Genomic DNA, 25,418 nt, shown 5'->3' with positions numbered 1-25,418 from the left:
TTATATTTCCATTCATAACCAATTGTATAGAAAGTGAAAAAGGAGGTCAATATAAAAAGTACTTAAGAGTACAGTTTTATATTTATTTATTTTGTATAAGATGGTCTGTAACGATATTCTCTCCTCTTCTAACCTTAAGTGGAGGTGATTACATGAGTTTACCAGAAAGTGTCGGAAACCGAATACGAGAACTAAGAAAAGCTAAAGGATGGACACAGGAACAACTGGCAGAAGCAGCAGGACTTCATTACAGTTATATTGGCGGAGTTGAACGTGGAGATCGAAATATTTCATTGGAGACGTTGGAAAAAATAATTTTAGCATTAAAAGTTCCAGCTTTTGAACTTTTTCAGTTCGATGAATCTACGGATCGAAAACAAATCATAAATGAACTTATGTTACTCATAAATTCAAGAGAAACAACTGAGCTCGAAATTCTTACTACTATAACTAAAAATATTGTTGGTTTAGTTGAGTTACAACAAAAAAGAAATGAATAATTGTCTTATACCTGACTTTTACACTTCATGTTCCATAAGCTTGTTATGAGGTGGTTAATATGACAAAATTACGGAATTCGATTGGAGAAAGAATTAGAGCAATTCGGAAGGCTAAAGGATTAACACAGCAACAACTTGCGGAACTTTCAGGATTAGATGATGCATATATCGGATCACTAGAGCGTGGCGAAAGAAACTTTTCGATTGATACCTTGGAGAAAGTGTTAACTGCCTTAAACGTGTCTATCAGTGAATTGATGTTTTCCAAAGAACATATGACTACAGACGAAACTATTCGACAAGAGGCAATAGATGAGTTTGTTGCGTTGACCAGCAGATTGAATGAAGAACAAATCGGCATTCTCAGACGAGTTAGTAAAGAAGTTTCACGCGCGTTCGAGTAAGCCATTCCACCCTAAAAAAGCCTTGAATAAAACCAAAAAAGAGCACCGCACAGGTGCCCTCCGTAAATCTTCACAAACATACTCAAGCGTACAACATAAAAAAGCTCACTTCATGTCCCAGTTGCTTCAGATAATTATAAATCTGCGAACGATGATGGAACACATGGGTCACAGTCTCAATCTGCCATTGAACCTGTAGATGTCCGTGTTCCATATAAAAGGCCTTCGTCGAACGGTTCAGATAATCGTCTTCGCTAAGCGAAAGAATGTAAGCCTTATAGGCTTCAAAATTCTGCCTGAAAGTCGCTGCCAAGCGCTCGGGATCTTCCACCCCGGATAGGCTGGTTTCAATGCTTCCCACTTCACCCTCAGACTTCTCCTGCATAATCGCAAGATCCGAAGCAGGAATAAGCACAAAGTGATGTACTAACTCCAGTAGTGAGCGGAAATTGTCCTGTGGGCGAAAGTTCCAATCCTCTGGACGTATTTTACGGATCAAGGCTTCCCCCGTCCGTACTCCCGTCTCCAGCTCATTCAGCAAATGATCTCGAACTTGCAGCGTTCCACCCATATTCACATCTCTCCTTTGCCATTCTTCTTTATATTTTGAGTATAGTCGATGCCTCTAGGCGTGTATTGTAAAAATCGGACAACTTCCGTAAATCCTTAGCGGCAGTAAGCGGAGAATCGCCATAAAACCTGCGAAAATCACGGATTAAATGCGCTTGGTCGAAAAAGCTGTGCTTCAATGCCAGCTCCGTCCAATCCAGACCCCCGCCGCTTTGGATACTATGCAGAACACTCTGGAAGCGGACGACTTCACTGAACTTTTTGGGGCTGATTCCGATCCATTGTCCGAACTTGCGGTTAAGCTGTCTTTCACTGATCGCCTCGCACTCCGCAAGCTCCTTAACCCCCACACTCCCAGCGCTCACAAAGATGCGATGCAGCAAGTTTTTCATCAGGTCACAACCGTTCGTGCGTTGGCGCAGCAGAAGCTGGTTAAGATACTCATCCATTATGCGCACCCGTTCATTAAAGTCTCGTGCCTCAAAAACACGTTCACTCATGATCCCAATGCTCTCAGGCCATATATCTTCCAAGCGATAATTACCGCCTGTAAACAAATGAGTCGGCATGCCGTGAAAATAATGTGCCCCACCGGGAAAAAATCGCACCGCAAAAATGCGTGTCTCGGACCCTGCTTGTCTGGCAGACACAAACGGTTGCGTAAATGTCCCACAGTACGAGAGTTCCTGACGCTTACTCACCGGATCGTATTCTAATAGAATATCCGTACAGCCGTCAGGTAATACCCGCTCCATGGTTTCTTCATGCGGCAGGCTTAACGAAGCAGTGTCTTCGCACGAAGCTGCTAGATTCTCTTCTACTACCCTATTAGCCGGACCGGACTCCCAATAACAGGCCACGTAAGCTTTCAGCGCAGCAGACGGCTTTTGTTCGATATAATACGTGGACAGATCACTTCCATTGACTTGAAGCGGACGAAATAGTGAATGCAGCAAAGGGTCCATCTATCGTTCACTCCTGTCTCAGTACGTGGTGGGAATAAATATAGCTCTATGTATGGGGTATTTTTGCAATAAATCCTGGTATACAAAAAGGACGTTTCTGCCCGAAACGCCCGTGCTTGTTTTTTAGACGACCAAAAACTCTGCTTTCTTCTCACATTCCTTGCACTTCACTGGAGGGTCCCAATCCGAAAATTTCGTTTCCTTAAGATCGACGACATCCGGTGCATCCTCGTATTCATCGACGAACATATCAATTGCCAGTTCCACATGCTCTTTACATACCACGTACATTCCAGTTGCATCCCTTTCCGTTTGAAGCTCTTCCTGTTGTAGGTGTGTCAAAACTGCCTTCTTTTGTTCTACCACACTTGACGGGGAAAGGAAAGGGCTTGCTTTTTACCCCAGGCGTCTGGTTGTAAAAATAAGAAAATTACTGACATTCAGGTCCTCGTGAAAATGGGGATATTTCTCCAACATTTCGGCAGACGGCTTGGGTTCGATCATCCCTTCCAACAGCAAACCCGCCTCAATAATGGTCTGTACATAGCTGCCCAGCGTACGGTGAAAGTACAAAAACTTTTCTTCCTGATCATAAGGGATCGCTTGCTCCAATGGGCCTTCGTTGAAATATTGATCCACTTTCCAATACAGCTTTTTGCCTGTCTCATCCTTCACCCAACCACTCTGCGGCGTCTGAAAGCATGGATGCAGAATAGAAAAAATAAAGCGGCCCCCTGGAACTAATAATCGCTGCATTTCGGCAATCGCCTGCTCATAATGGCCCAAGTCCTGTATGACCATATTGGACACGATCAGATCAAAGCTCTGGTCCCCGAACATCTCAAGCTTTTCCAGATTGCCATGGTGATATGTAATTCCCAACGCTGACGGCGTCCGCTCTTTGGCTAGCCTCAGCATCTCTGTCGAGTAATCGACAGCCTCTACCAACGCACCCGCCCTGGCCATTTTACGGCTTAGATAGCCTTCGCCACAGCCGGCATCCAGCACTTTTTTGCCCCCGAGAGGTCCCATACAGGCTTGCAATGCCGGGTTTAGCAGTACTTCGCGAGATCGATCTCCTTCCTCCGTGTACTTGGCAGTAAAGTTTCCTGCATGCATATCCCAGCGTCGAATGGCCTCTTCCGTGTCCCACTTATTCATATTCATCTCCTTCTTTCTTTTGTATTTACAGATCCGATGCTATACTACAATCCACGTAGGGCCATAGATTCTACACTCATTTCTGTATTTTTTCAATAATAACGCTTACAAAATTAAAATATCTAATTAACACATGATTTTTACATGAATTATACAGGTATTCCATATTCAAATAGTATGGTAGTGTTTTATAGGAAAGCGCTTTCAAAAATAACTTTGTAAAGGGGCCTGTTATGTTAAAACGAAGACCCGTTTCATTGCTGTCGTTGACGCTTGCCATCACCTTATTGTTATCTACGTTCGCATCCGTTGCCGCTGCTGCCGAATCTGACGGACAAGCACCACAAGCTGCGGCTGTGAGCAGCATGCAATCGTATGTAGAAGCCATGCAGCCCGGATGGAATTTAGGAAATTCTCTGGATGCTGTCGGCGCGGATGAAACAGCCTGGGGTAATCCGCGCATTACCCAGGCGTTGATCCAGCAAATTGCCGCCCAAGGGTACAAAAGCATACGCATCCCCGTCACCTGGGATAAGCACATTGGAGCAGCACCAAACTATACCGTTGAGTCTGCCTACATGAACCGTGTGGAAGAGGTTGTTCGCTGGGCACTGGATGCTAATCTGTACGTCATGATCAATGTCCATCATGATTCATGGACGTGGGTAAGCAGTATGGAGCCCAAACATGATGAGGTGCTGGCTCGCTATAACGCATTATGGACACAAATTGCCCCACGCTTTAAAGACCAGCCTAACAAGCTGATGTTCGAAAGTATTAACGAACCCCGTTTCTCCGAAGGAGGGACTACGGATGAAGCGAAAATGAATCAGATGCTCCAAGAACTGAATGTATCCTTCCACAAAATTGTCCGCGCCTCTGGCGGTAAAAATGCCACTCGTCCCCTTGTTCTGCCTGGCTTGGACACCTCACCTGCTCAGGCCAAAATCAACGAGCTGTACAACACGATAACCAAGCTGAATGATCCCAATCTGATTGCCACCGTCCACTATTATGGTTATTGGCCTTTCAGTGTAAATATTGCGGGCCATACTACTTTTGATAAAGATACTAAAAACGATATCATCCAAACTTTTGATAACGTCTATAACACCTTTGTAGCCAAAGGTATTCCGGTTATTGTAGGTGAATTCGGTCTACTCGGCTTCGATAAAAATACAGGCGTTATTGAACAGGGCGAAAAGCTGAAATTCTTCGAGTATTTAACCTATTACATGAAAGAGAAGAAAATAACAGGCATACTCTGGGATAACGGCCAGCATTTTAACCGCACAACGTACAAATGGTCTGATCCTGAGCTCTTTAATGTTATTAAAGCCAGTCTAAAAGGGCGTTCCTCCAATGCGGCCAGTGACCTCATTCACTTGAAGAAGGGCACTCCTGCTCAGGATGCCAAGGTCACCTTAAACCTGAATGGCAATCAGCTGAAAACACTCAGTGTCAACAACAGGCAACTGACACAGGGCACCGACTATACGCTGAGCGGAGATACATTAACCTTAAAAGCCAGCTTGCTCACCAGCCTGACCACTTCCGGTAAATATGGCGAGAATGCAGTCATTACGGCTAAGTTCAACAAAGGGGCGGATTGGAATTTTAGAGTCGTCGTGTATGATACACCGAAATTTAGTGCTGTCGAAGGGACTACGCAAGCCTTTACCATTCCAACGGACTTCCGCGGTAGCCAGCTTGCCACGATGGAAGCCGTTTATACCAATGGTGGCAATGCCGGTCCACAGGATTGGACACCTTATAAGGAGTTTGGCAATACCTTTGCCCCTGCCTATGATGCCAATGGCATCAAGCTATTGCCTGAATTTTTTAATAGTGTAAAAGATGGTGACGTCACGCTGAAGTTCCATTTTTGGAGCGGCGATGTGGTGACATACAAAATCACCAAGAGCGGAACCCGTGTAACAGGAACGACATCTTAAACTAAGGCCCAGCAGAAGACCGAAAAAGGCGTTCCCGGAAATGAGCCGGAGAACGCCTTTTTATAGTTAAGCCTATAATCATACCTTAGCCTTCCGGCTTATCTGTTAATTTTAACATCACCGATTCTTCCTTGCCTGCCCGGTAAAAAGTAACTTTCAGCTCATCGCCAATCTTCTTGTTATCGTACAAGTAGCGACGTAAATCAAGCGTTGAGTTAATCGGTTCGCTATCAAACGCTGTAATGACATCGTTCAGCTTCAAGCCACCCTCCTTGGCAGGACCGTGGGCTTCCAGAACGACTGCCCCATTTTTCACGCTGTCCGGCAACTTGAGCTCCTTGCGCTGAGTTTCATCCAGCGGTGCATATTCATTATTGAGGTCCACCGTGTATACCCCCAGATAAGGGCGAGTGATCTTGCCGTCCTCAACCAGTTCATTCACCGTCTTCATTACCTCATTGGCAGGAATGGCGAAGCCAAGTCCCTCAACACCAGTATCAGCGATTTTCATCGTATTGATGCCAATCACACGTCCGTCCAGATCGACCAGCGCGCCGCCACTGTTTCCCTCATTAATCGCCGCATCGGTCTGGATGACATGTTGCTCCCAGTCATATACGCCATCCTGATTAATGGAAATCGGAATGATGCGATTCGTATAGCTCACAATACCGGAGGTAAGCGTGTCTCCCAAGCCGAGCGGGTTGCCAATAGCAATGACCGTCTCACCCAGACGAAGTTTGCTGGAATCGCCGATATCCGCTACCGTGCTAATGCCTTTATCGTCCACCGCGAGTACAGCGATATCACTAATGCGATCCTTTCCGATCAGCTTTGCCTCTTTTCTGACGCCGTCTACCGTTACAATATCCAGATCATCTGATCCTTCGATCACATGATTATTCGTCATAATGAAGGCTTTGCCCGAACTCACCCGGAAAATGACACCCGATCCAAGCGCGGATTGTTCCGTGCTTTTACCATCTTCCTCTTTCAGATTCACGATGCTGACGACGGCTGGGCGGACCTTGGCTGCCGCCTGCACAATCCGATCATACGGATCACCCGCTGCTTGCCGCAAGGGATAGTGACTGGCTCCGGTTACCGCTGTAGTGGAGGGCAGACCTGTAATAAAGCTGAACAACAGCACAGCAACCACTGCACTGACTGCACCGCTAATGACAGCAGCTTGCACCGGACTAACTCCACGCTTCCTGTGTGGCCAACGTCCCCGTCCTCCACGGCGCGCCTTAAATGCCATTTTTTTAGCCGCGCGTGTGGATACCTTTGTTGAATAAAAATCGTCCTCAAACAAGCCCATGCTAATCCTCTCCCCTTCGTTGTCATGCACCGACACTCACTAAAAAATTAGGGCTATTCGGGCTTGCGCCAACCTATGCTACAGAGAACCTGCTCCGTTGAACATCTCAAATGGATTGAATATCCCTTATCATCGGAATCCAGCAACCAATCGTTCCGGCCTACTTATTAATCACCACAAATGATGCCTTCCTAAGCAACCGAATCTCATAAATTAGCATACACGCCGAATCTGGCTCCGAATAGAGGAAAAAAGAGGAATGATTTCCAAACCAATGGACTACAATAGTAACAAGTCTTCTATTCTATTACAAAATGATCGTCTCATAGAGACGTTCTGGCCTGTTCCCGTCCGCTTAAAGCCGCCTATACTTTCGATGAGAGCCTTCCTTCAGAAAGCTTTCCGTTGTTAGCTTTATTGTATCACAGCACCCAACAAAACCACAGGCAGAACCAAGCTCATTGCACGCCATTTCTAAAATATTTTTACAGGAGGAATATATGATGAATTCACATCGTTCGGCTATGGATGAAGTTCGCATGGCTGCCAAGCTTGCGGATTTGAAAGACGAGCATTACCGCAATACACTGGCGCTAAGTACATTGATTGAACTACTGGTGGACAAAGGCGTAGTGACCCGTGAAGAGGTAGAACGCAAAGCCGCCGAGCTGGACAGCTTTATGGCTCACTTACCTTATCCCAAGGTGTAGGACGATCATAGTACGTATCGCACAATCGAAATTCACTGTCCTTGTAAAAACAGCCGCGGTCTTCCATCGCCCCACGTACAGTCAACTTCGCAAGTTCCATCATATTGTGGTCGCGGCTCAAATGTGCCAAATACGTTCGCTTCGTACGACCTGTCAGCAGCTCGCTAAGAATCGCACCCGCCATCTCATTGGATAAATGACCGATATCACTGAGAATACGGCGCTTGATGTTCCACGGATAACGACCCATACGCAGCATTTCCACATCATGATTAGACTCCAGCACCAATACATCCGCGTCTGATATCGCCTGTTTCACTTTGTCGCTGACATAGCCAAGATCGGTCGCTACACTGAGCTTCTCTGCCCCATCATAAAAGCTATATCCTACAGGCTCAGCCGCATCATGGGATATGCCAAAAGACTCCACGCGTAATGACTCAAATTCCCGCGTTGCGCCTGTCTCCAATATTCTGCGGTTATCGTCTGCAATTTGCCCAACAGCATTGCTGATGGCAAACCATGTCTTCTCGTTAGCATATATAGGTAAATTATATTTACGCGCCATGGCGCCTAGTCCTTTAACATGATCGGAATGCTCATGCGTGACCAAAATACCATCCAACTCTTCTCCGCTCAGATCGCGTTCTTTCAGCAATTCGTCAATACGCTTCGCGCTGAGACCTGCGTCGATGAGCAATGTCGTGTCTTCGTTCCGCACAACGGTAGCGTTGCCGGTCGAACCGCTCGACAGCACGGTAAATGAAATCCCCATATCTGTTCAAGACCCTTCTGTATGTTCTGTCTTTGGACTAATGACATCTCCGTTCATCTGCACATAATACACACCTTTCCCGTTGTCCAGCATAAACCGCCACACGGGGGCAGCCACCTGGCTATCGGAGTTAAAGGTCTGTCCGTAATAACCGAGCCGGATATCCTTCACAATCGTATCACGCGGCAAATAACCGTCGATCAGCCTTGCCAGTGCTTTGGACGCAGGCAGCATTTTTTTTGCCTCATCCGAAGGCTGGAGATCGACCTTAATTTTGCGATACCCTGTAATCTTCTGATTGCTGTAAAACAGAGCCAACTTCACATTAAATAGCGGCCATTTGCCCTGAACCAGCGGATGAAGTACAAAAGCATCTGCTTGTCCGGATGCCAATTCCTCCTGAACATCCAGCGGATCGTACTGAAAGTTATCGATATCCTTGATTTGTGGCTCCAATGCCTCAACTAGCGCGTCATGGGTGAATACCAGTTTGCTGTCCACCGGCTTCACCAGCTGCACACGATCATCCTTTTCTCCACTATGAACATATGTGTAAGAAAGTTTAGGCAGTTGCGGGGTATCCCCGGGAATCGGAGCCAGCACCTGAATGCTTTTCTCTTCCATTAAACGCTGCGTATTTTCATCCAATGAAGTAAAATCCAGATTTGGCCCTGCCGTTTCCTGCGCATCATGCCACAATTGGTAACCCAATACCACATTGAGCAGCAAAAATGTACAAATCAATACGTTCTTGGCGCGGCTCCAATCCATTCCCGTTCCCCCTTCCTGTCACCTCTTTGTCTCCCGGTCTGGCTTCGTTTGTGTTGTGTTGGATGCTGTCGTTACAGGAACAGCATGAATTTCTGCAACAGAACCGTCACTGAGCGTAACGCGCCACTCAGGAGCAAGCTTCAATCCATCATTGGTCAGCTCCGGCTGATATACGGGAGTCAGATCACGAATCGTCTTCCCTTTTGCTACACTCTCCAGTTGCTTCTTCAAGGGCTCGCCACCCGGCAGCATAACCTTCTTCGAGGATTGCTCTCCTCCCTTGAGATACAGTAGCGAACGTTCATAGACAGAAGCCGTTTCTTGCTGGATTTGCAGCGAAATTGTACCAAAGCGGAACGATGGTGTGTCCAGCACCGGATAAGCACCATAATACTGCTGAAACAACACAGTCGTTCGATTTTCATCGCTGCTTCTTAATTTCATTTGGTACGAAGCATCCCAACCGCCATGCTGATTCACAAAATCAACTGCGGCCAGCACATCCCTAATTGGACTGCTTCCACTTGCCCCTGGCGCACTGGGATCGGTATAGCTCATCCATCGTTGCTCCTGCTTGATTTGCAGACTACGCTTGCTGTCCGTGTAAATTTGTGAGCCGTCCTTCTCCTGAATATTGCGCGTAATCCCCGGATCGAAGAACAAGTTCCGCTGCATTTGCTCTGTCGTAAACAACCCGGCATACACCACAGGCTGCACAGTTTCCAGGTCATTCACGGGAATGTAGTACTGATTATCCACCAGCTCGTACAACGGGGCATTTTCACCGAAATTCACATGCTGCCGAATGTCCTCTACCGTCATGTCGAACTGGTTCGCCTCATACACCACATCGCCTCTAGCACTGAAAAAAAGCGCGTGTGGCTTGGCATTTTTTTCGTCTATATAGATCCAAATGCGGTTAATCGTCTCTCCCTGAAACACCGAATCCGGCGTCAGACGCATGACCCGTTCCAGTAATGAAACCGGGACTCCGCCTGAAAAGGATAATTCGAGGCCTTCATTTTCGCTGCGAATCTGCGCCCAGTCCGCCGATTGGATACTTCGACGTTGGAAGTTGTTAAAGCTCCGGCTTTCCAGCCGTGTATAAATTAAATCGTAAAAAGTAACACCCGGATAAAAAACGGTATGCTTCTTCTCACCTTGGTGAATGAGCATTTTATCAGGAAACACAAGGTTCTCAATCTTTTTCTCCTGCCCCATGCTTTCGGTTTTGACATAGTTCGTTTCTGAAGTGAGTACAGAATCACTGCCTGGAAGGCGGTAAATCAAAAAATAAGTCTGTACCAGGCTGGAAGCAACCAGCAAAATAAGCGTCCAGGACTTCAAACGTTCCTTCACTGTGCTTCCCTCCCTTCACTCGACATGGGTAGCGTAAAGGTCGTGCAGGTTCCCTGACCGTATTCCGACTCCAGAAAAATCTGGCCCCCATGCGCCTTTACAATTTCCCGGGCAATCGACAGCCCCAGTCCCGTGCCACCCATATTGCGCGATCTCGCCTTGTCTACACGATAAAACCGTTCAAAAATCCGGTCCAAATCTTTTTTGGGAATACCAATTCCGGTGTCTTGTACCGAAATGGACAGCATTCCCTCACTGTTGCGGCGAGCTTCAATCCGAATACTCCCGCCATCTGGCGTATATTTCAACGCATTGGACATCAGGTTATCCAGCACCTGCTCAATTTGGTCCCGGTCGATCACGACTTTACCGATTCCCTGCTCTACGAACATCCCTGAGCGAATGTGCTTTTGCTTCATTTGAAAAGAAAACCGATCTGCGACCTCGTCCAGCATCTCCATCACATCGGCAGGCTGCATCCGCAAAGGTGCCTCATTGGAATCGAGCCGTGACAGATGCAGCAAATCCGTAACCAACCGGATCATACGCTCTGTCTCGTTGCGGATCACGCCTACAAAGCGCTCCGCGAGCTGCGGTTCAGCCATCGCGCCGTCATCCAGCGCCTCAGCATAGCTGCGGATGGTCGTCAACGGAGTGCGCAGCTCATGTGATACATTCGCTACGAATTCCCGGCGTGTCGTCTCCATCTCCTCCTGCTCCGTCACGTCCTGGAGCACGGCAATCGTTCCCGTAATGCCAAATTCCCGCCGATGAATCGGCGTGAATGTCACACGGATGACGATGGGTTCATCCTGACCGGCTGGCTCCAGCTGCAAGAGCGTGGAGGCCGAAGATCCGCTATACAGGGCCTCGGTTTCTTCCGGGTCGATCCCCAGCAGTACCGCGATATGCCTGCCGGTCATTTCGTTTTCGTTCACGCCCAGCATGGCGCTGGCCCGGCGGTTGACCAGAATGACCCGGCCATTGTCATCAGTAGCGACCACACCGTCGCTCATATTGGTCAAGATGGAGGAGAGCTTCTCCTTCTCCTCTTCATTTTGAGACAGTGCCTCACGCAGACGGCCTGTCATATAGTTAAAGGCCACGCTGAGCCTGCCGATCTCATCATCCCCAAATACAGGCATCTGCTGATCGAATTTGCCTTCGGCAACCTCTGTTGCATGACGTGTCATCACCTTAATCGGATGCGTAATCGTGTGGGCCAATACCACGCCCAGCACAGCCGTTAGCGCCAGCGCAATGAGCATACCTGAGAGAAACACATTGTTAATGCGTTTCATCGTATCGTAGAGCTCGGTCATCGAAGCGGCGATGTACACCGCGCCGACAATCTTGCCTTGGCTGATAACAGGCTTGGCGACGACCTTCTTGCGGACATTATCCTCGTCCACCATGTATTCCTCGTTATCACGGATACCTTGGAGTGCGCGGCTGACCACTGTCTGCGTATTTTTGCGTCCGACATAATCGGCGTGTGAGCCTTGGGAAGTAATCAACACTTTGCCGCTGGCATCCAGCACCTGAATTTCCGCACCGCTGAAATCAAACAAATTATTCACGCGTGCGCGCAGGCTTTCCACGCTGTCTTCTTCCATTTTGCCATCACTGCCACTCAGATCCTGCTCCGCCAGCACGGACAGCATTTCCGCCCGTGCTTGCAGATCCTGCGTAAAATTACTCGTGAGAGAGTTCTTCATCGAGCTGACAAAATAGACCCCAATCAGCTGCATAGCCACCAAGATTAGTAACACATAGATAATAATCAGCTTTGCATGAATGGTACGAAAGAAAGACAGCCATCTCATGCCCGCAGGCCACCTTTGCCCCCGCTCACGATATATCCAAGACCACGGCGCGTCAGGATGGTCTCCGGCTTGCTCGGGTTCTCCTCAATCTTCTCGCGCAACCTCCGAATGGTCACATCTACTGTCCGCACATCCCCGTAGTATTCGAAGCCCCATACCGCCTGGAGCAAATGTTCCCGCGTCATGACCTTTCCGGCATTCTTCGCCATGTAGTGCAATAGCTCATATTCGCGGTGCGTCAGGTCAAGCGGTGTTCCGTTTTTGTAAGCTGTATACATATCCGTATCAAAAAAGAGGTCGCCCACGCGCAGCCCCTGCTTATCCTCCTGCGGTCGGCTTTCCGACGCATCTGCCCTGCCGCGTTGCTGTCTGCGCATCTGTGCCTTCACCCGTGCCAGCAATTCCCGTGTGCTGAACGGCTTTGTCACATAATCGTCCGCGCCCAGCTCCAGCCCCAGCACTTTGTCGATTTCGCCGTCCTTGGCGGTCAGCATAATAATCGGCGTCTGGAGCTGATGCCCACGCACCTCGCGGCATACGTCCATGCCATCCATGCCCGGCAGCATCAGGTCCAGCAGAATCAGGTCAGGCTGCTGCTTGACCGCGATATCCACCGCGCTGATTCCATCGAAGGCGCAAATCACCTGGTAGCCCTCTTTTTCCAAGTTAAATTTTAAAATATCAGCGATGGGCTGTTCATCATCCACTACCAGAATCGTTCCCTGCATATAGCGTTCACCTCTCTTCATGGATCATAATCTATAATTAACTTTCGTTTGTCAGTACCTATAAGATGTTTATTCTATTCTATCATACCCGTGCACCATTCCATTACTTCTCCAGACCCTTTTATTTACGCAGAAAAAAACCATGCCTGCACCTACTGTTAAGCATGCAGAAAAACATGGCCTTTCCCCTTGATCCTCATAAATCATGTAACTCTCGATATAAACATCCAGCCTATCTTAAATACGTCATTGGATTGCGTGGCGTATTATCTTTACGAATTTCAAAATGCAGATGCGTTCCAGTCGAGCGTCCCGTGTTCCCCATGACCCCGATCGATTCGCCTTGCTGAACCACCTGTCCTACATGAACGCCAATGCTGCTCAAATGCCCGTACACGGTTTGGTAGCCGTTGCCATGATCGATCATAATGACATTACCGTATCCATTCTGCTGACCTGCAAATGTTACCACGCCTTCATCTGATGCGCGAATGTCAGCACTACCGACCAAATCGACACCCTCATGCATACGTCCCCAGCGTGCGCCAAAGCTACTTGACATCGATGCGCCGGACACCGGCCAAGCGAACTGTCCTGAGCCTTCTCCCACGACCTTCGTTCCTCTAAGAACCACCTCAGTAACAGACGGCTGCAGCACCTTTTGACCGAGCCATTCCTCTTGCACGACCTCACCGTTCTCCTTGGTCAAACGATAGTCCATCTCTTTAAGACCTGCTTGTCCCGGTCTGACCACTTTGGTAACTCCTGCCTTCAGTTCATCGCTCTGGCGAATCTCAACCTCAGGCTCGATGGCAATCTGTTCGACGACCTTCTCTACTGTTCGCACCGTAACCGGAGCCTTCGGAGCAGTAAGCTTCAATTCGTCTCCAATTTGCAAATACAGCTCACGCGAGCCGGGATTGTTCTGCTTAATCTCCCAAGCGGTCATATTAAATTTAGTTGCAATCGACGACAAAGAATCGCCTTCTTGCACTGTATACGTGATAGGAGCCTCACGCCCCTCAGTCAACACTTTGACTGCTTCAGCCTCGGTCAGCACCTTGTTCGGGTCTGCTTTCACAGGCTCATAAGCGATTTTCTCACGGATACTGGCAGACTCCAGCCATGCCTTAGGGGTTTTAGTACTAGCACTCGCATGACTACTGCCCACAGATGTTTTGCGAACCAGCCCCTTGATGCCTGTAGATGTACCCTCACCCACAGGTGTGTACTTCTTCTGTACTTGCTTTAAAGCCGCCTGTGCAGTCGCTTTATCCTTTACAATGCCAACCGTCTGACCGTTGACCTTCACTTCTACCCCTTTGGCATACGCTGTCAACATACCATCCAGCTTCTTCAGCGTAGCTGCGCTGTCGATATCCGCTTTATATGCCTTCTCAATGTCTGTCGTTACCGTGCTCGTATTGAGCACCATATCGACGCCGGGATACTTATCCTTATACTGTTTGCTCTTCGTTGCGTATAGCTGTTTAAGTTGTTGCTCATTCAAGATATTTCCGACCTCGACGCCTTTTACATACACTTTATAATAAGGAACTGTGTTAGCCCCGACATACTGATTACTCGCAAAAATAAGACTGCCTGCAATCACCACACCGCCTGCCGTCCAGCTCAGCCATTTTCTCCGACCGCTCAACCACTTTGCTATTTTCCCCGCTTCCACAGCAGACTTATCTGCAACGTTTGAAGCTGCATTCCTGCTGTCTGGTGAATCCTGCTCCTTCAAAACCTTCATGACTCTCTCCTTTTCAGCATATCTTATCTCTATATAAATGCGTTCATTATTGGTCTTTCACACTATGAATCTAGCCTGTATTCACAAGTATCTATGATATTAGTCGCTATCTACCATTGCATAGTTGCGTAAAAGGTTTCAAAAATTTAACCTTTTCACAACACTGTTTACTTTAACATAGCCTTTACAAAGAATTCAACTACACCCCAATTACTTCCTGACACGCAAAAAAATCCGCGCATGGCGCGGATTCTACAGTCCTATTTGGAGCATAAGCATTGCCCCTGAATTCATCGTTATTTATTCAGGATTTTGCAAAATACTCATTTAAGCAAATCCATCAGCTTGTTATATTCCTCTTTGGTCAAATACTTCGCAAGCACCTGCTGAATATCCTGAAGCTCCTGCTCGGTGAGACCGCCTTCCATCGCAGCTGATATCTTCTGCATCTCCTCCGGCGGCAGCTTATTCATCAGAATCGCAAAAATCTCCTGCTTCTGTGCCGCTGGTAAATTGTTCTTCTTCTCCGTCAAATGGTCGGGCGTAATAACCAAATCATGGCCTTCAATACTTGTTTCAGGTGTAGCTGTTGTACCTTCTGCCTGCTTCCGAGACTCATTGCCTGATGTTCCCGCCGACGTGGCACCCTCCTGAGATGCCTTGCCATTGGCTGCGCCACCAGCCTCACTTCCGCTTTCTTCTAAGCCCTGTCCCATGACAGGCAACGCATCATCAGGCGGTGTTACACTTCCCGAGCCACTTCCTGTCGTCTTGTTCTTCCCCGTGTCTGTGCTTTGGTCAGTGCCAGCGCTGCCTTTTAGCCAACCCAATCCCCATATGGGCTGATGATCAAGCTGAATGTTAAACTGCCGCAGCAGCGATTGAACATAAGCATTAACGACTACACCTGTCACTGCCAGCGTTAGTGCGCTAACCAACACGACCGTCATTCCTTTTTTGAGCAGCCATCCAAACCACCTCATATCCCGTTACCTCCTTATACGCATCCTGCCATGTGTGTATCATCATGAAGTGCATATAGATCAGTATTGACGAGATATGACGATTTTTAACCCATGGAATATGTAAAACTAGCACAATTCAATAGGAGATGCCACCTTCTGATTGAATCAGCGCGTACGACGCACCCAGAAACGGAAAATGTCACTGCGGACATAATCCAGAGAATACAGCACCTGCCTGTTCATTTCATCATAGTGAAGCTGCTTCAATAGTAATACCGTAGCCTGCGGATGCTTCAGCAGACGTGTCATATGTGCGTCGTCATAGTTGGGAACGGTAAGCTCGGAATACGCTCCGACGATTCGCACCCCCGCCTTGAACTCAAGACTCTGAAAAAGCGAGCCTGAAAAAGAGTCACCTTCCAGAATGGGACCGGCTAATTTCTCTGGCATCCAGTTTATAGAGTGGGCTACAGCCTCTCCGTTGGCAGTGCGTGTACGCTCTAGAGCAATCATGGGCTCATTCTCGGAAAATCTCATCTGTTCGGCAATATCAGGAGGACAAACCGAAATTCTCTGAATGGATTCCAGCTGCTCGTCTTCCCGTAGCCCTGCCGAACGAATCATGTCCCCGATGCTGTACAGGCGGTCCAGCGAGCTTGGAATACTCGGCAGCGGGCAAGTCGCAAACGTGCCACTCCCGTGTTTTACTAGTAGCTTACCTTCCGATTCCAGTTGGCGAATAGCTCCCCGTAGCGTCGTACGCGAGACACGAAACGATTGGGAAAGTGCAGTTTCCGACGGCAGACGATCCCCCGGACCCATTTGATTAACCTTCATATATTCTTCTATACGCTGCTTTATGTTCTCTTGTTTTGTTGACACCGTCCGAAGCCCAGCCTTTCTATTGTGTTAATCCATATAAATCGGATTCGTAAAAGCAATCATCATCACGCAGTCTTCCATGCAGCCGTAAAGCTCGGCTCGTATCCAGCCCTTTCCTAGCGGATCTTGCAATGACAGCGTATATTCTCCAGTTTGAGCAGGGATCTGAATCTCGGAGCATATTCCAAGACTACTTGTCAGCAGAAGACGAAGATTCTGAGGCTTGAGGTTGTAATGGGCTGCTCTTGCTTCCACATCCAATTGAACCGTCACCGATAGTGAATCCTCTACAGTCAGCTCTATACATTCGCCGATGTGATAACGATGTTCTCTGCCCTTAATCTGTGCCCACATCGTCAGTAACGGTCCCATCGTAACTGACACTGAACCTTGGCGAATCGCCTCAACTGACCGGCCTGCTAAACCTTCTCGCTCTTCTGCTTCATCATGAACCCCCAGATACGTAACAGCCGGAAGTGCATCATCCGGTTTAGACACATGCCAGTCCCGACCGCTTACCGCAGTGATGCGATACCCTTGATTCAACAAATCGGTCCACATGGCAAACGCCCGCTGGCTATCTCGCTTAATAGGTGGCATCAGCGTTGACCAGACCTCTATATAATCCACCTCATGCCAATCCTGAATCGTGTACTCCCAAAAGCACCCCGTACAGATCGGACTTCCGATCCTGAACGGATGGGCAATCCCTGCAATGCCTCCCTGCTCATGCACCTGCCGAATCCCCTCATGAATGTCATCTGGCCCCAGCACACGCCAGTCGATAAAGCGATCAACCCCAAGCGTCAGCATATGCCCGTAAAAGGTCGTCCACTCCATCCCTGGAATGATCGGGAGACCGAACTGCCGCTGAACCCTTTCCTGATCCGCAAGTGCCGATTGCGTGTTGTGATCTGTCATAGCGATGCATTCAAGCCCCAGATTCACTGCGCTTTGAACAAGCTCCTCCAACGTTTGCTTTCCGTCGCTGTGAAGCGTATGGGTGTGAAGCTCAGCTGGAATCCACTTAAGCATATGTCGCTTCCTCCCCCAATACATGAATTTGGTAGGCAAGCGTCTCGGTCACAACGGCATGCAGACTGACCGTAATCCGCCACATGCCCGCCGGATGATCTCCTGCGAGGAATCCCGGCGAGGCCGCAGACGAACCGAGCCAATGCTCCTGCTGCATCTCGGGACGGTGTGCATTTCCCCGGTGACGGAGAGGATCATCGACAGACAGCGTTAATAAATTTTGCAGCGGTACATACTTCTTCCATAGATCGGATGAATGCCCCGGCTCGTCGTATCCGTACTTGCTCATGCTTTCCTCAATGATTTCTCGTGCTTGCTCTTGATCTTTCAATAACTTGGGCGTGTAAGAGAAGTGAATACGGATCGTTTCCGTCGGCTGTGGAATATGGAAAGAGTACGTAATATGGCTCTGGGTGCAGGTTCTGTCGACCGTTCCCTCCACATACAGCAGCCTGCTCATGACTGCTCATCCTGGCTGGACGGTTCATCCACAACTTGCTTCACCATATCATTCAAAGGATGTTCTTCATCACCCGACACGTCCTTGTCGGCTGTCCATAAAACACCCACGGGTTGAAGCCGCGTCAGCTCAATTACCCGGTCTGTACGAATACCCGGAAACTGCGGCAGATTATCCTCGTTTAACGTAAAAGCACACAGTCCGGCCACTTCCATGCTGTCCGCACCGCCTTCCAGCAATACGGCTCTGATTTCAGCTATATCCTCAAGCACAGCCTCTCCAGATAGCTTGATCGTGGTAGAAAAATGTGACTCTGCCCCCTCATAAGCGGCTCTAAATTCCCCGAGTCTCAGATCATGATGGCAGGATGAATACCACTGCTCCGAGCCGTGAAGGCGAAGCTGAACATCGACACAGGCATCTTCCTCACGCCGATTGAAGCCAGGCTTGAACCCTGGAGACAATTCTCTGTCCGAATCCCGCAAGGGACGTTTGGAAGTCTGGATAAACACATAGCTACGCTGGTGTGCAAGTGTAATGGAAGACGCTTGTGATGGCATTTCCAGCTCCTGCTGACGTTCCATCTCCCACCCAGTGACCTGATAGGCAAAAGGAAAACGGCTCATGACCGCCTCACGTGGCTCTTCCTCTGGTTTCCACTGGAAAGCAGGCGGCAACATAAAACGATAGTCCGATGTGATGTCATCCTTAAAGTTTCCGTTAGTTGTTGCGGATTGGAGAACAGGATGCCCACCCAGATCATAATTGCCATTAAACGCAGTCGTAATATGATGTGCCCCTTGGAAAACAGCTTCCAGAACATTGCCCCCTGCATCCAGCTCGACGCGGTACATCCATTCGATATCGGTGGTTCTTCCCCATTTGCTCATAAGCAGCGGCGCGGGCGTTCCCTCATCTTCATGGCTGAACATCATCTGGTATTCGATGACCGTCTTCCCCTCGTTCACTTCTATGGAATAGAACAAAACAAGCGGTGTATCCGTAAAGCGATTCTCATAGGGATGTGACAGATTGCGGCCATATAAAAGCGGGGTATGGCGGTAAATCAGCGATCTTGGAGAGGAATCAGCCACGCAGCGCAGTTCAACCCCGTCGATCCATGCTCGAGATACAAGCGGAGCCGATTCCAGTTCGCGAAATTCAGCATAGACCTCGTAATCGCCTTCTTTTAGATATCCCAACAAACGGGTATATACTCCCTGATTGCTGCCATAGTACAAAATGACATCTTGATTATAGGCTTCATTCAGGTAGAGGCGTACGAAGGCAGATTCTCGATCTGTCGCAGCCCAGTCACTGTCTGATCTGGCGAACAGATCAAGCTCCGCGTATCCGTCTTCTGGCATGGAGAACCTAAACCGGAACCCGTTTCCCGGACTGAGCTCAACCTCCGCCTTGTGTAAGGCAATCCGATAACCGCAATCCAGCAGATCCTTTTCCCACACTCGCCCACTAAACCCGGTAATTTGCACCTCTGCTTGGCTGTTCATCCCTGTAACCTCCTTAGTTATAACGGCGGTCTAGCTGGCATCCGCATCCTTCACCATTGTCCGAATATAAAAGTAGCCCATAAAAGAACACAGTAAAAACATAAACACCGCCATTGCGCTGGCCGTATGCGTCTCCTGATAGCTGGAAAACACCTGCTGCATCGCAACACCCAGCACTTGTGGTGAGTTGGCACCGATCAGGAAGGGAGCCGTAAAGCTTCCCATGATTCCCATGAAAATGAAGGTCACCGCAACCCACATCGTTTTGTAGGAAAGGGGTAAAATAAAGCGACCAAACAGCTGCATCGTGCTGGCTCCGGCATCTCTGGCACTTTCGACGACAGCGTTTGGAATACTGGCAAGTGCCGAGCTCAGCAGCATGGTTGCGAACGGAATGTTGAACCACAAATTAGCCAGCACCAGCCCTTTGTAGTCATAAATAATCCTCGGAATCGTCTCAATGCCGAGCGGCAGCAAAAGACGTGCGGCCCAACCGTGATTGCCATACATTGTAATGATCGCATACGTTGCAATTACACCGGGAACAAACATCGGAATAAAATACAAGCGGCCTATCCACTTCACGACAACTCCTTTGCCGAATCTCAGATAAATCGCCAAAGCATAGCTGATGACCAGAGTAAGGGCCGTCGAGACTAACGTGACATTAATGGTATACATGATATTTCTACGCATGGCAGGTTCCGTGAACAGCCGAATATAATTGGCCAGACCGTAGCCCGTTCCATATTGATCAATCAAGCTTTCCTTCACGGCATAGAGAATCGGAATAATAACGACGACCAGCAAAATGAGAAAAGACGGGATGACCAGGGCAAGCCCCAGCATCCCCCTTTTAGACAATGAACTCATGATCAACCGCCCGCTACTTCACTTTGCCAGCGTTTGTAGATTTCCTGCTGAAGCTCTCCGCTGTTAAAGCTGCGGTATCCAGAAGATACACTGTTGAATTTCTCTTGCAGCTCCGTTGGCATCAGATTCCACTTAATCCCTGGATAGCCATACATTTTATTAATAACCACCGTTTGCGCTTCAGGCGTCAGTATATAATTCAAGAATTCCTGGGTTGCTTCTTTTTTGGAGGAAAGTGAAGGAACCATCAGATAAGAAGGTCCACCTGTAAAGGCAGGGTCAATTTGTGTCAGCTTCACCGTGTCTGGAAGCAGCCCTTTAGCCAGTTGTTCGAGCGCCATATCAGACCAGGCTGGGACCATGTCTACCTCTCCACTTGCTAAAATATCAAGCGTGCCTTGGTTCTTCTTAGGATAGACTCCTTTTTGGTACATTGAAGGGCCCAGTTCCTTGAGCAGTGAGAAACCTTGATCCCATTTTTTCATATTTGCCGGATCATCACTGTTCATCGCCTCTGGCGGAAGGAAATTATAGATAACCGTGTTCACAAACGAGCTGCCTGACCCACCCGTGGACGGATCGTTATAGGCAAACTTGCCCGGATGCTGGCGAATCCACGTGTACAACTCGTCGGCTGTTTTCGGAGGTGTTGCTACTTTTGCACTATTATAGGCAAGGACAACCGAAGAGGCACGGTATGGAATGGCCTGATTGTTGACTTGCTTGAGATACGTTTCATCCACATTCTTCAAATTTGGAACTTTGGCAGCGTCCACCGTTTCCCACAGTTTCTCGCCTACCCCTTTAGTGATGTCATCCAGACTGCCTTCGTACAGGTCGATATCTGTATCGGTTTGTCCGCTTTTCTTGGCTGCGATCAGACGGTCCAGTGTAGATGCACCTCCGGTTCCTGCTGGCAAATACACCAGTTTGACCTTAACGTGATCATTTTTAGCTTCAAAGTCCTTGATTAACGTTTCCCACAGCTCTTTAACGTTCAGAGACCCTCCAGTGTACAAGGAAATTTCCGTTGTTCCCGTAGCGGCTCCCGCTTTGGTAGACTTGGCTTCCCCTGTAGCCGTGGCGGCATTACCGCCGTTTCCACAGCCAGCCAACAACGATAAACTAAGTACCCCTGCCAAAACCAGACCCATATTCTTTTTCCCAAACACGTTGTTGCCTCCTTTAGATAGTTGCACAAGTTCGCAGCATCACCAGATGATGCGTTCGTGATGGACATTGATGCGATATAGAGGTTGATCGTGAATCTTCACTGTGCTGCTGGAAAAGTAACAATTTTACTGAAGCTGAATCTGATGTGCTCTCCACTGCGCAGCTCGGTCGCTCGTTCACGCGGCACAAACATTTTCAGATGATGGGTACCGCTATCCAGCGAAACTTCCGCATAATGCCCGAGAATCATCACTTGTCTGATCGTTCCGGCTAGAGAACCTTTTTCTTCCGTCGTCAGAACAATATCCTCTGGCCTTACACCAACCATGGATTCACCCGTGTATTCATACTCTTGTGCAAACGGTATTCCGCTCACAGAGACACTGCGACCTGTACTCACCCCCTTTAATAAATTGATCCGGCCAATAAAACCTGCTACAAAAAGTGACTGTGGCTTGTCATAGATCTCCTGCGGTGAAGAAAGCTGCTCAATCCGGCCCGCATTCATAACGACGATGCGGTCGGAAATGGACAGCGCCTCCTCCTGATCATGGGTGACGAACACCATCGTCATCCCCGTCTGGGTCTGGATATCGCGCAGCTCCTCTCTCATCTCCATACGCAATTTGGCATCAAGCGCGGAAAAGGGCTCGTCCAGCAGCAATACATCAGGCTTTAGCAGCAAAGCCCGAGCGAGTGCTACCCGCTGCTGCTGACCTCCCGAGAGCTGTCCCGGCGTTTTACGCTCTGCGCTCTCTAGCCGAACCAGCGCTAGCGCTTCCTTCACCTGACGGTCAATCTCTGTCTTCTTCACCTTTCGAATCTTCAACCCGAAAGCCAGGTTGTCATACACGGTCATATGCGGCCACAAATTATAGCTTTGGAACACCATAGCCGTCGGACGCTTTTCGGGCGGCAGCTTGAGTACGCTTTTACCCTGAATCTGAATGTCGCCACTGTCCGGGTCCAAAAAGCCGCCAATGGAGCGAAGCACGGTTGTTTTACCACAGCCGGAAGGTCCCAGCAGTGTCACCAGCTCTCCCTTCATCACGTCAAGTGAAATGCCTTTGACTCCGTCTCCTGTCTTGAAGCGCTTGGTTAACTCTTGAATGGATAATTGAATGGGCATTAGCTTAGGCTCCTTTTTCAGGATTTTACAAACTCCTCTTTTGACCAATTACGTTATTTCACCTGAAATCCGCCTGCCAGTACATCGGCACTTACAAAACGCTTGGCTGCCAATAGCAGAATGATCGTTGGTAGGGTAAGAATGACTGAGAAAACAGCGCCTGTTGTGCTCGGATAATCAGCAATGATGGAATACATGATGACCGGCATTGTTTTATAGTCCGGCGTTCCGACAAGGAGTGTCCCCTGTGCTTCATCCAGTGAAGCAAGAAAGGTAAAAATGGAGGCGACCACAATGCCGGGCAGCGCCATAGGAAAGGTGATTTTCCAAAACACCCGAAATGGTCCGGCTCCGGCATCCCGCGCTGACTCCTCCTGTGCACGATGTACGCTGCGGAAGGCAGAGGAAGGAATCCAGGTCATATACATGAGCGTGTTTACCATATGGATAAGCACAATGCCTGCAAAGGTGTTCATCAACCCGAATTGGTAGAATAGTACGGCAATAGACACATACAAACCCATTTTCGGAAAAGCATGCGTAAGTAGGAATGAGAAAAGGAACCACTTACTGAACGGGAAAGAAATTCGTGCAAAGGCATAAGCAGCAGGAATACATACGATAATGGAGCAGACCGTAACGGTAATCGCAATCAGGAAGGATAGAGAAATCGAGCTGAGTACATCATCCTGGGTAAGTACAAACTCCCACCATTCCAGTGACAAGCTCTGCGGGAGCGGTGCAGGATACTGCCATTTTCCCGAAACCGCCAAAAGGAGAAGATTGGTCAGAGGCCCCAGAAAAAAAATGACGAAAATGACAAGCACGATGAACTCCACAATTTTGCGTGTGCCGAGTGAGCGAAGATACCAGTTCATAATTCATCCCTCTCAAGACGTCTAGACGTCCGAATCACTTTTCTATTTGGATTATAGAGAGGGTTTGTTATCACAAATCGACAAGGAAGATAAGATTATGTAAAGGGGGAGTAACCATTTAACACTTCACAGAATAAAAAAAGAGAGAGGCTGCTAACAGCCTCTCTCTTTGAACGTGTATCAATAGCTATATCATTCTTGTCCTACAAATAAATCGGAAGCACCTGATTCGTTTGATCGCGATTACGCCCAACCGAGAAAATAGCGATTGGGATACCCGTCAGATCAGACACGCGTTGTACGTAATTGCGTGTAGTCTCAGGCAGTTCCTCCAGCGTTTTCACGCCAGTGATGTCTTCGCTCCAACCTGGCATTTCTTCATATACCGCTTCGCATTCCGCCAGCATTTTCAGGCTAGCCGGATAATGCGTAATCACCTCGCCGCGGTACTTGTAACCTGTGCAAATTTTCACCGTTTTCAGGCCAGTCAATACGTCCAGCGAGTTCAGGGAAAGACCCGTTAACCCACTGACACGACGGGCATGACGCACAACGACGCTGTCAAACCAGCCAACACGACGAGCACGACCTGTAACCGTACCGTACTCATGACCTGTTTCACGAATGTAATCGCCGACTTCATCGTTCAGCTCAGTTGGGAAGGGTCCATCACCTACACGAGTTGTGTACGATTTAGCTACACCGATGACTTGTTGAATCTTGGATGGTCCCACACCGGAACCAATACATACGCCGCCAGCCGACGGGTTAGAGGACGTAACGTATGGATACGTACCTTGGTCGATATCGAGCATAACGCCTTGCGCACCTTCAAACAGTACCTTTTGATTTGCGTCAATCGCATCATTCAACACGACAGACGTATCGCCTACATAAGGACGGATAAATTCAGCATATTCCAGATACTGTTTCAGTATTGCTTCTACATCCAATGGCTCGCCGCCATATACTTGTTCAATCACTTGATTTTTTTCTTTCGTTTGATGGCGCAGCTTCTTTTCGAATTCCTCTGCATCCAGCAAATCAGCAATACGAATACCGTTACGTGCAGCTTTATCCATATAAGCAGGGCCAATCCCTTTACGGGTAGTACCAATTTTGTTAGGACCTTTGCGGTCTTCTTCCAGCACATCCAGCGTCATATGGTACGGCATAATCACATGTGCACGGTCACTAATGACCAGATTTTTCGTGGAAAAGCCATTATCATGAATGTAAGTAATTTCTTCAATAAGAGCGGCTGGATTTACTACCATGCCGTTGCCAATAACACACTTTTTATCTTCATAAAAAACGCCGGATGGAATCAGGCTCAGCTTGTACTTTTTACCGTCAATGAGAATCGTATGACCAGCATTGTTTCCGCCTTGGTAACGGGCCACCACTTCAGCGCTTTCCGCCAGATAGTCCGTGATTTTACCTTTGCCTTCGTCTCCCCATTGTGTTCCCACAACGACTACAGTTGACATGTTTCATTCCTCCGTGGAGTGCCCACAGACACTCTGATTTTGAGCTGACACACTACGCATATCAGACTTCAACCGCCTGAGCGAGCAGATATGGAGCGTTCTCGGACAGCAGGAAAAAACGTCCGTCGCAGACATTCCGTAGGTTCGGAAAGTCCCGGGCGTAATGATCTCCCCACTGCGTTGAAGCAGCACTATAAGTGTAACAGCACCATTTTTTAAAG

At 48.4% G+C, this 25,418-nt stretch carries 25 protein-coding genes; 4 read left to right on the top strand and 21 right to left on the bottom strand.

The annotated features are described in order from the left end of the window. Positions 1-152 precede the first annotated feature (152 nt). The gene (locus MHB46_RS14555) at positions 153-500 is read left to right on the top strand and encodes a helix-turn-helix domain-containing protein (protein WP_341162659.1); all 348 of its coding nucleotides are present in this window, start codon (positions 153-155) and stop codon (positions 498-500) included. A gap of 59 nt (positions 501-559) precedes the next feature. After that, positions 560-904 (top strand): helix-turn-helix domain-containing protein, encoded by a 345-nt coding sequence (locus tag MHB46_RS14550; RefSeq protein WP_341162658.1) that lies wholly within the window; start codon positions 560-562, stop codon positions 902-904. A gap of 82 nt (positions 905-986) precedes the next feature. Here MHB46_RS14550 and MHB46_RS14545 read toward each other — a convergent pair whose 3' ends face one another. The 4 genes from MHB46_RS14545 to MHB46_RS14530 all read right to left on the bottom strand — a co-directional run bounded on the left by MHB46_RS14545 (position 987) and on the right by MHB46_RS14530 (position 3,600). Further along, positions 987-1,475, bottom strand: coding sequence for a DinB family protein (locus MHB46_RS14545; RefSeq protein ID WP_341162657.1), 489 nt, complete (start codon positions 1,473-1,475; stop codon positions 987-989). 28 nt (positions 1,476-1,503) lie between these two features. Then, positions 1,504-2,439 carry a helix-turn-helix domain-containing protein gene (locus MHB46_RS14540; RefSeq protein ID WP_341162656.1) on the bottom strand — a complete coding sequence of 312 codons (936 nt, stop codon included), beginning with the start codon at positions 2,437-2,439 and terminating at the stop codon, positions 1,504-1,506. 123 nt (positions 2,440-2,562) lie between these two features. Continuing rightward, positions 2,563-2,730, bottom strand: a complete 168-nt coding sequence (locus tag MHB46_RS14535; protein ID WP_013373879.1) for a CxxH/CxxC protein — start codon at positions 2,728-2,730, stop codon at positions 2,563-2,565. Positions 2,731-2,835: 105 nt separating this feature from the next. Beyond that, positions 2,836-3,600, bottom strand: a complete 765-nt coding sequence (locus MHB46_RS14530) for a class I SAM-dependent methyltransferase (RefSeq protein ID WP_341162655.1) — start codon at positions 3,598-3,600, stop codon at positions 2,836-2,838. Positions 3,601-3,833: 233 nt separating this feature from the next. On the opposite strand from MHB46_RS14530, the gene MHB46_RS14525 reads away from it, so the two are divergent. Continuing rightward, positions 3,834-5,555: a cellulase family glycosylhydrolase gene (locus tag MHB46_RS14525; protein WP_341162654.1), complete on the top strand. Its 1,722-nt coding sequence runs from the start codon at positions 3,834-3,836 to the stop codon at positions 5,553-5,555. An 85-nt stretch (positions 5,556-5,640) separates the two neighbouring features. Here MHB46_RS14525 and MHB46_RS14520 read toward each other — a convergent pair whose 3' ends face one another. Then, complete coding sequence (locus MHB46_RS14520) at positions 5,641-6,876, bottom strand: S1C family serine protease (RefSeq protein ID WP_341162653.1); 1,236 nt, start codon at positions 6,874-6,876, stop codon at positions 5,641-5,643. Positions 6,877-7,379: 503 nt separating this feature from the next. Here MHB46_RS14520 and MHB46_RS14515 point away from each other — a divergent pair. Further along, entirely contained in the window at positions 7,380-7,586 is a 207-nt protein-coding gene (locus MHB46_RS14515; RefSeq protein WP_025723164.1) for a hypothetical protein, read from the top strand. Here the strand turns inward: MHB46_RS14515 and MHB46_RS14510 are convergent. The 16 genes from MHB46_RS14510 to MHB46_RS14435 all read right to left on the bottom strand — a co-directional run bounded on the left by MHB46_RS14510 (position 7,555) and on the right by MHB46_RS14435 (position 25,197). Beyond that, a complete protein-coding gene (locus tag MHB46_RS14510) occupies positions 7,555-8,361 on the bottom strand; it encodes an MBL fold metallo-hydrolase (protein WP_023991120.1) in 807 nt (268 codons plus the stop codon). The two genes, MHB46_RS14515 and MHB46_RS14510, sit on opposite strands and share 32 nt — an antisense overlap. Positions 8,362-8,367: 6 nt before the next feature. Then, entirely contained in the window at positions 8,368-9,132 is a 765-nt protein-coding gene (yycI, locus tag MHB46_RS14505; RefSeq protein WP_028540969.1) for a two-component system regulatory protein YycI, read from the bottom strand. 18 nt (positions 9,133-9,150) lie between these two features. Beyond that, positions 9,151-10,491, bottom strand: a complete 1,341-nt coding sequence (locus MHB46_RS14500; RefSeq protein WP_341162652.1) for a YycH family regulatory protein — start codon at positions 10,489-10,491, stop codon at positions 9,151-9,153. After that, a complete protein-coding gene (gene walK, locus MHB46_RS14495) occupies positions 10,488-12,242 on the bottom strand; it encodes a cell wall metabolism sensor histidine kinase WalK (RefSeq protein WP_416145706.1) in 1,755 nt (584 codons plus the stop codon). Before walK ends, MHB46_RS14500 begins: the two co-directional genes overlap by 4 nt. 71 nt (positions 12,243-12,313) lie before the next feature. Beyond that, positions 12,314-13,045 carry a response regulator YycF gene (gene yycF, locus MHB46_RS14490; RefSeq protein ID WP_029518933.1) on the bottom strand — a complete coding sequence of 244 codons (732 nt, stop codon included), beginning with the start codon at positions 13,043-13,045 and terminating at the stop codon, positions 12,314-12,316. 232 nt (positions 13,046-13,277) lie between these two features. After that, complete coding sequence (locus MHB46_RS14485; protein ID WP_341162651.1) at positions 13,278-14,801, bottom strand: M23 family metallopeptidase; 1,524 nt, start codon at positions 14,799-14,801, stop codon at positions 13,278-13,280. A gap of 323 nt (positions 14,802-15,124) precedes the next feature. Beyond that, entirely contained in the window at positions 15,125-15,784 is a 660-nt protein-coding gene (locus MHB46_RS14480; RefSeq protein WP_341162650.1) for a hypothetical protein, read from the bottom strand. Positions 15,785-15,931: 147 nt separating this feature from the next. Then, the gene (locus tag MHB46_RS14475; RefSeq protein ID WP_165178314.1) at positions 15,932-16,648 is read right to left on the bottom strand and encodes a GntR family transcriptional regulator; all 717 of its coding nucleotides are present in this window, start codon (positions 16,646-16,648) and stop codon (positions 15,932-15,934) included. Between the two features lie 27 nt (positions 16,649-16,675). Continuing rightward, positions 16,676-17,683, bottom strand: a complete 1,008-nt coding sequence (locus MHB46_RS14470; protein ID WP_341162649.1) for a CehA/McbA family metallohydrolase — start codon at positions 17,681-17,683, stop codon at positions 16,676-16,678. Continuing rightward, positions 17,676-18,143: a hypothetical protein gene (locus tag MHB46_RS14465; protein ID WP_341162648.1), complete on the bottom strand. Its 468-nt coding sequence runs from the start codon at positions 18,141-18,143 to the stop codon at positions 17,676-17,678. Before MHB46_RS14465 ends, MHB46_RS14470 begins: the two co-directional genes overlap by 8 nt. After that, positions 18,140-19,654 (bottom strand): hypothetical protein, encoded by a 1,515-nt coding sequence (locus MHB46_RS14460; RefSeq protein WP_341162647.1) that lies wholly within the window; start codon positions 19,652-19,654, stop codon positions 18,140-18,142. The genes MHB46_RS14465 and MHB46_RS14460 overlap by 4 nt, the downstream gene beginning before the upstream one ends. A gap of 30 nt (positions 19,655-19,684) precedes the next feature. After that, positions 19,685-20,527 carry an ABC transporter permease gene (locus MHB46_RS14455; RefSeq protein ID WP_165178318.1) on the bottom strand — a complete coding sequence of 281 codons (843 nt, stop codon included), beginning with the start codon at positions 20,525-20,527 and terminating at the stop codon, positions 19,685-19,687. A 2-nt stretch (positions 20,528-20,529) separates the two neighbouring features. Further along, complete coding sequence (locus MHB46_RS14450) at positions 20,530-21,699, bottom strand: extracellular solute-binding protein (protein ID WP_025723151.1); 1,170 nt, start codon at positions 21,697-21,699, stop codon at positions 20,530-20,532. A 98-nt stretch (positions 21,700-21,797) separates the two neighbouring features. Further along, the gene (locus MHB46_RS14445; protein WP_341162646.1) at positions 21,798-22,829 is read right to left on the bottom strand and encodes an ABC transporter ATP-binding protein; all 1,032 of its coding nucleotides are present in this window, start codon (positions 22,827-22,829) and stop codon (positions 21,798-21,800) included. Between the two features lie 53 nt (positions 22,830-22,882). Continuing rightward, complete coding sequence (locus MHB46_RS14440) at positions 22,883-23,707, bottom strand: ABC transporter permease (protein WP_341162645.1); 825 nt, start codon at positions 23,705-23,707, stop codon at positions 22,883-22,885. A gap of 203 nt (positions 23,708-23,910) precedes the next feature. Further along, positions 23,911-25,197 carry an adenylosuccinate synthase gene (locus MHB46_RS14435; RefSeq protein WP_029518946.1) on the bottom strand — a complete coding sequence of 429 codons (1,287 nt, stop codon included), beginning with the start codon at positions 25,195-25,197 and terminating at the stop codon, positions 23,911-23,913. Positions 25,198-25,418: the final 221 nt, after the last annotated feature.

The sequence above is a fragment of the Paenibacillus sp. FSL H7-0703 genome, from assembly GCF_038003485.1.
Classification (GTDB): domain Bacteria; phylum Bacillota; class Bacilli; order Paenibacillales; family Paenibacillaceae; genus Paenibacillus; species Paenibacillus polymyxa_B.
This window is presented reverse-complemented; position numbering and strand designations above follow the sequence as displayed.

Excerpts from the sequence above, each read along its gene's own strand:
- MHB46_RS14510 (WP_023991120.1), bottom strand. The coding sequence starts at position 8,361 with ATGGGGATTTCATTTACCGTGCTGTCGAGCGGTTCGACCGGCAACGCT.
- yycI (WP_028540969.1), bottom strand. The coding sequence starts at position 9,132 with ATGGATTGGAGCCGCGCCAAGAACGTATTGATTTGTACATTTTTGCTG.
- MHB46_RS14530 (WP_341162655.1), bottom strand. The coding sequence starts at position 3,600 with ATGAATAAGTGGGACACGGAAGAGGCCATTCGACGCTGGGATATGCAT.
- MHB46_RS14465 (WP_341162648.1), bottom strand. The coding sequence starts at position 18,143 with ATGAGCAGGCTGCTGTATGTGGAGGGAACGGTCGACAGAACCTGCACC.
- MHB46_RS14535 (WP_013373879.1), bottom strand. The coding sequence starts at position 2,730 with ATGTACGTGGTATGTAAAGAGCATGTGGAACTGGCAATTGATATGTTC.
- yycF (WP_029518933.1), bottom strand. The coding sequence starts at position 13,045 with ATGCAGGGAACGATTCTGGTAGTGGATGATGAACAGCCCATCGCTGAT.
- MHB46_RS14480 (WP_341162650.1), bottom strand. The coding sequence starts at position 15,784 with ATGAGGTGGTTTGGATGGCTGCTCAAAAAAGGAATGACGGTCGTGTTG.
- MHB46_RS14445 (WP_341162646.1), bottom strand. The coding sequence starts at position 22,829 with ATGCCCATTCAATTATCCATTCAAGAGTTAACCAAGCGCTTCAAGACA.
- MHB46_RS14550 (WP_341162658.1), top strand. The coding sequence starts at position 560 with ATGACAAAATTACGGAATTCGATTGGAGAAAGAATTAGAGCAATTCGG.
- walK (WP_416145706.1), bottom strand. The coding sequence starts at position 12,242 with ATGCAGCTGATTGGGGTCTATTTTGTCAGCTCGATGAAGAACTCTCTC.
- MHB46_RS14520 (WP_341162653.1), bottom strand. The coding sequence starts at position 6,876 with ATGGGCTTGTTTGAGGACGATTTTTATTCAACAAAGGTATCCACACGC.
- MHB46_RS14455 (WP_165178318.1), bottom strand. The coding sequence starts at position 20,527 with ATGAGTTCATTGTCTAAAAGGGGGATGCTGGGGCTTGCCCTGGTCATC.
- MHB46_RS14525 (WP_341162654.1), top strand. The coding sequence starts at position 3,834 with ATGTTAAAACGAAGACCCGTTTCATTGCTGTCGTTGACGCTTGCCATC.
- MHB46_RS14460 (WP_341162647.1), bottom strand. The coding sequence starts at position 19,654 with ATGAACAGCCAAGCAGAGGTGCAAATTACCGGGTTTAGTGGGCGAGTG.
- MHB46_RS14435 (WP_029518946.1), bottom strand. The coding sequence starts at position 25,197 with ATGTCAACTGTAGTCGTTGTGGGAACACAATGGGGAGACGAAGGCAAA.
- MHB46_RS14555 (WP_341162659.1), top strand. The coding sequence starts at position 153 with ATGAGTTTACCAGAAAGTGTCGGAAACCGAATACGAGAACTAAGAAAA.
- MHB46_RS14440 (WP_341162645.1), bottom strand. The coding sequence starts at position 23,707 with ATGAACTGGTATCTTCGCTCACTCGGCACACGCAAAATTGTGGAGTTC.
- MHB46_RS14515 (WP_025723164.1), top strand. The coding sequence starts at position 7,380 with ATGAATTCACATCGTTCGGCTATGGATGAAGTTCGCATGGCTGCCAAG.
- MHB46_RS14545 (WP_341162657.1), bottom strand. The coding sequence starts at position 1,475 with ATGGGTGGAACGCTGCAAGTTCGAGATCATTTGCTGAATGAGCTGGAG.
- MHB46_RS14485 (WP_341162651.1), bottom strand. The coding sequence starts at position 14,801 with ATGAAGGTTTTGAAGGAGCAGGATTCACCAGACAGCAGGAATGCAGCT.
- MHB46_RS14540 (WP_341162656.1), bottom strand. The coding sequence starts at position 2,439 with ATGGACCCTTTGCTGCATTCACTATTTCGTCCGCTTCAAGTCAATGGA.
- MHB46_RS14470 (WP_341162649.1), bottom strand. The coding sequence starts at position 17,683 with ATGCTTAAGTGGATTCCAGCTGAGCTTCACACCCATACGCTTCACAGC.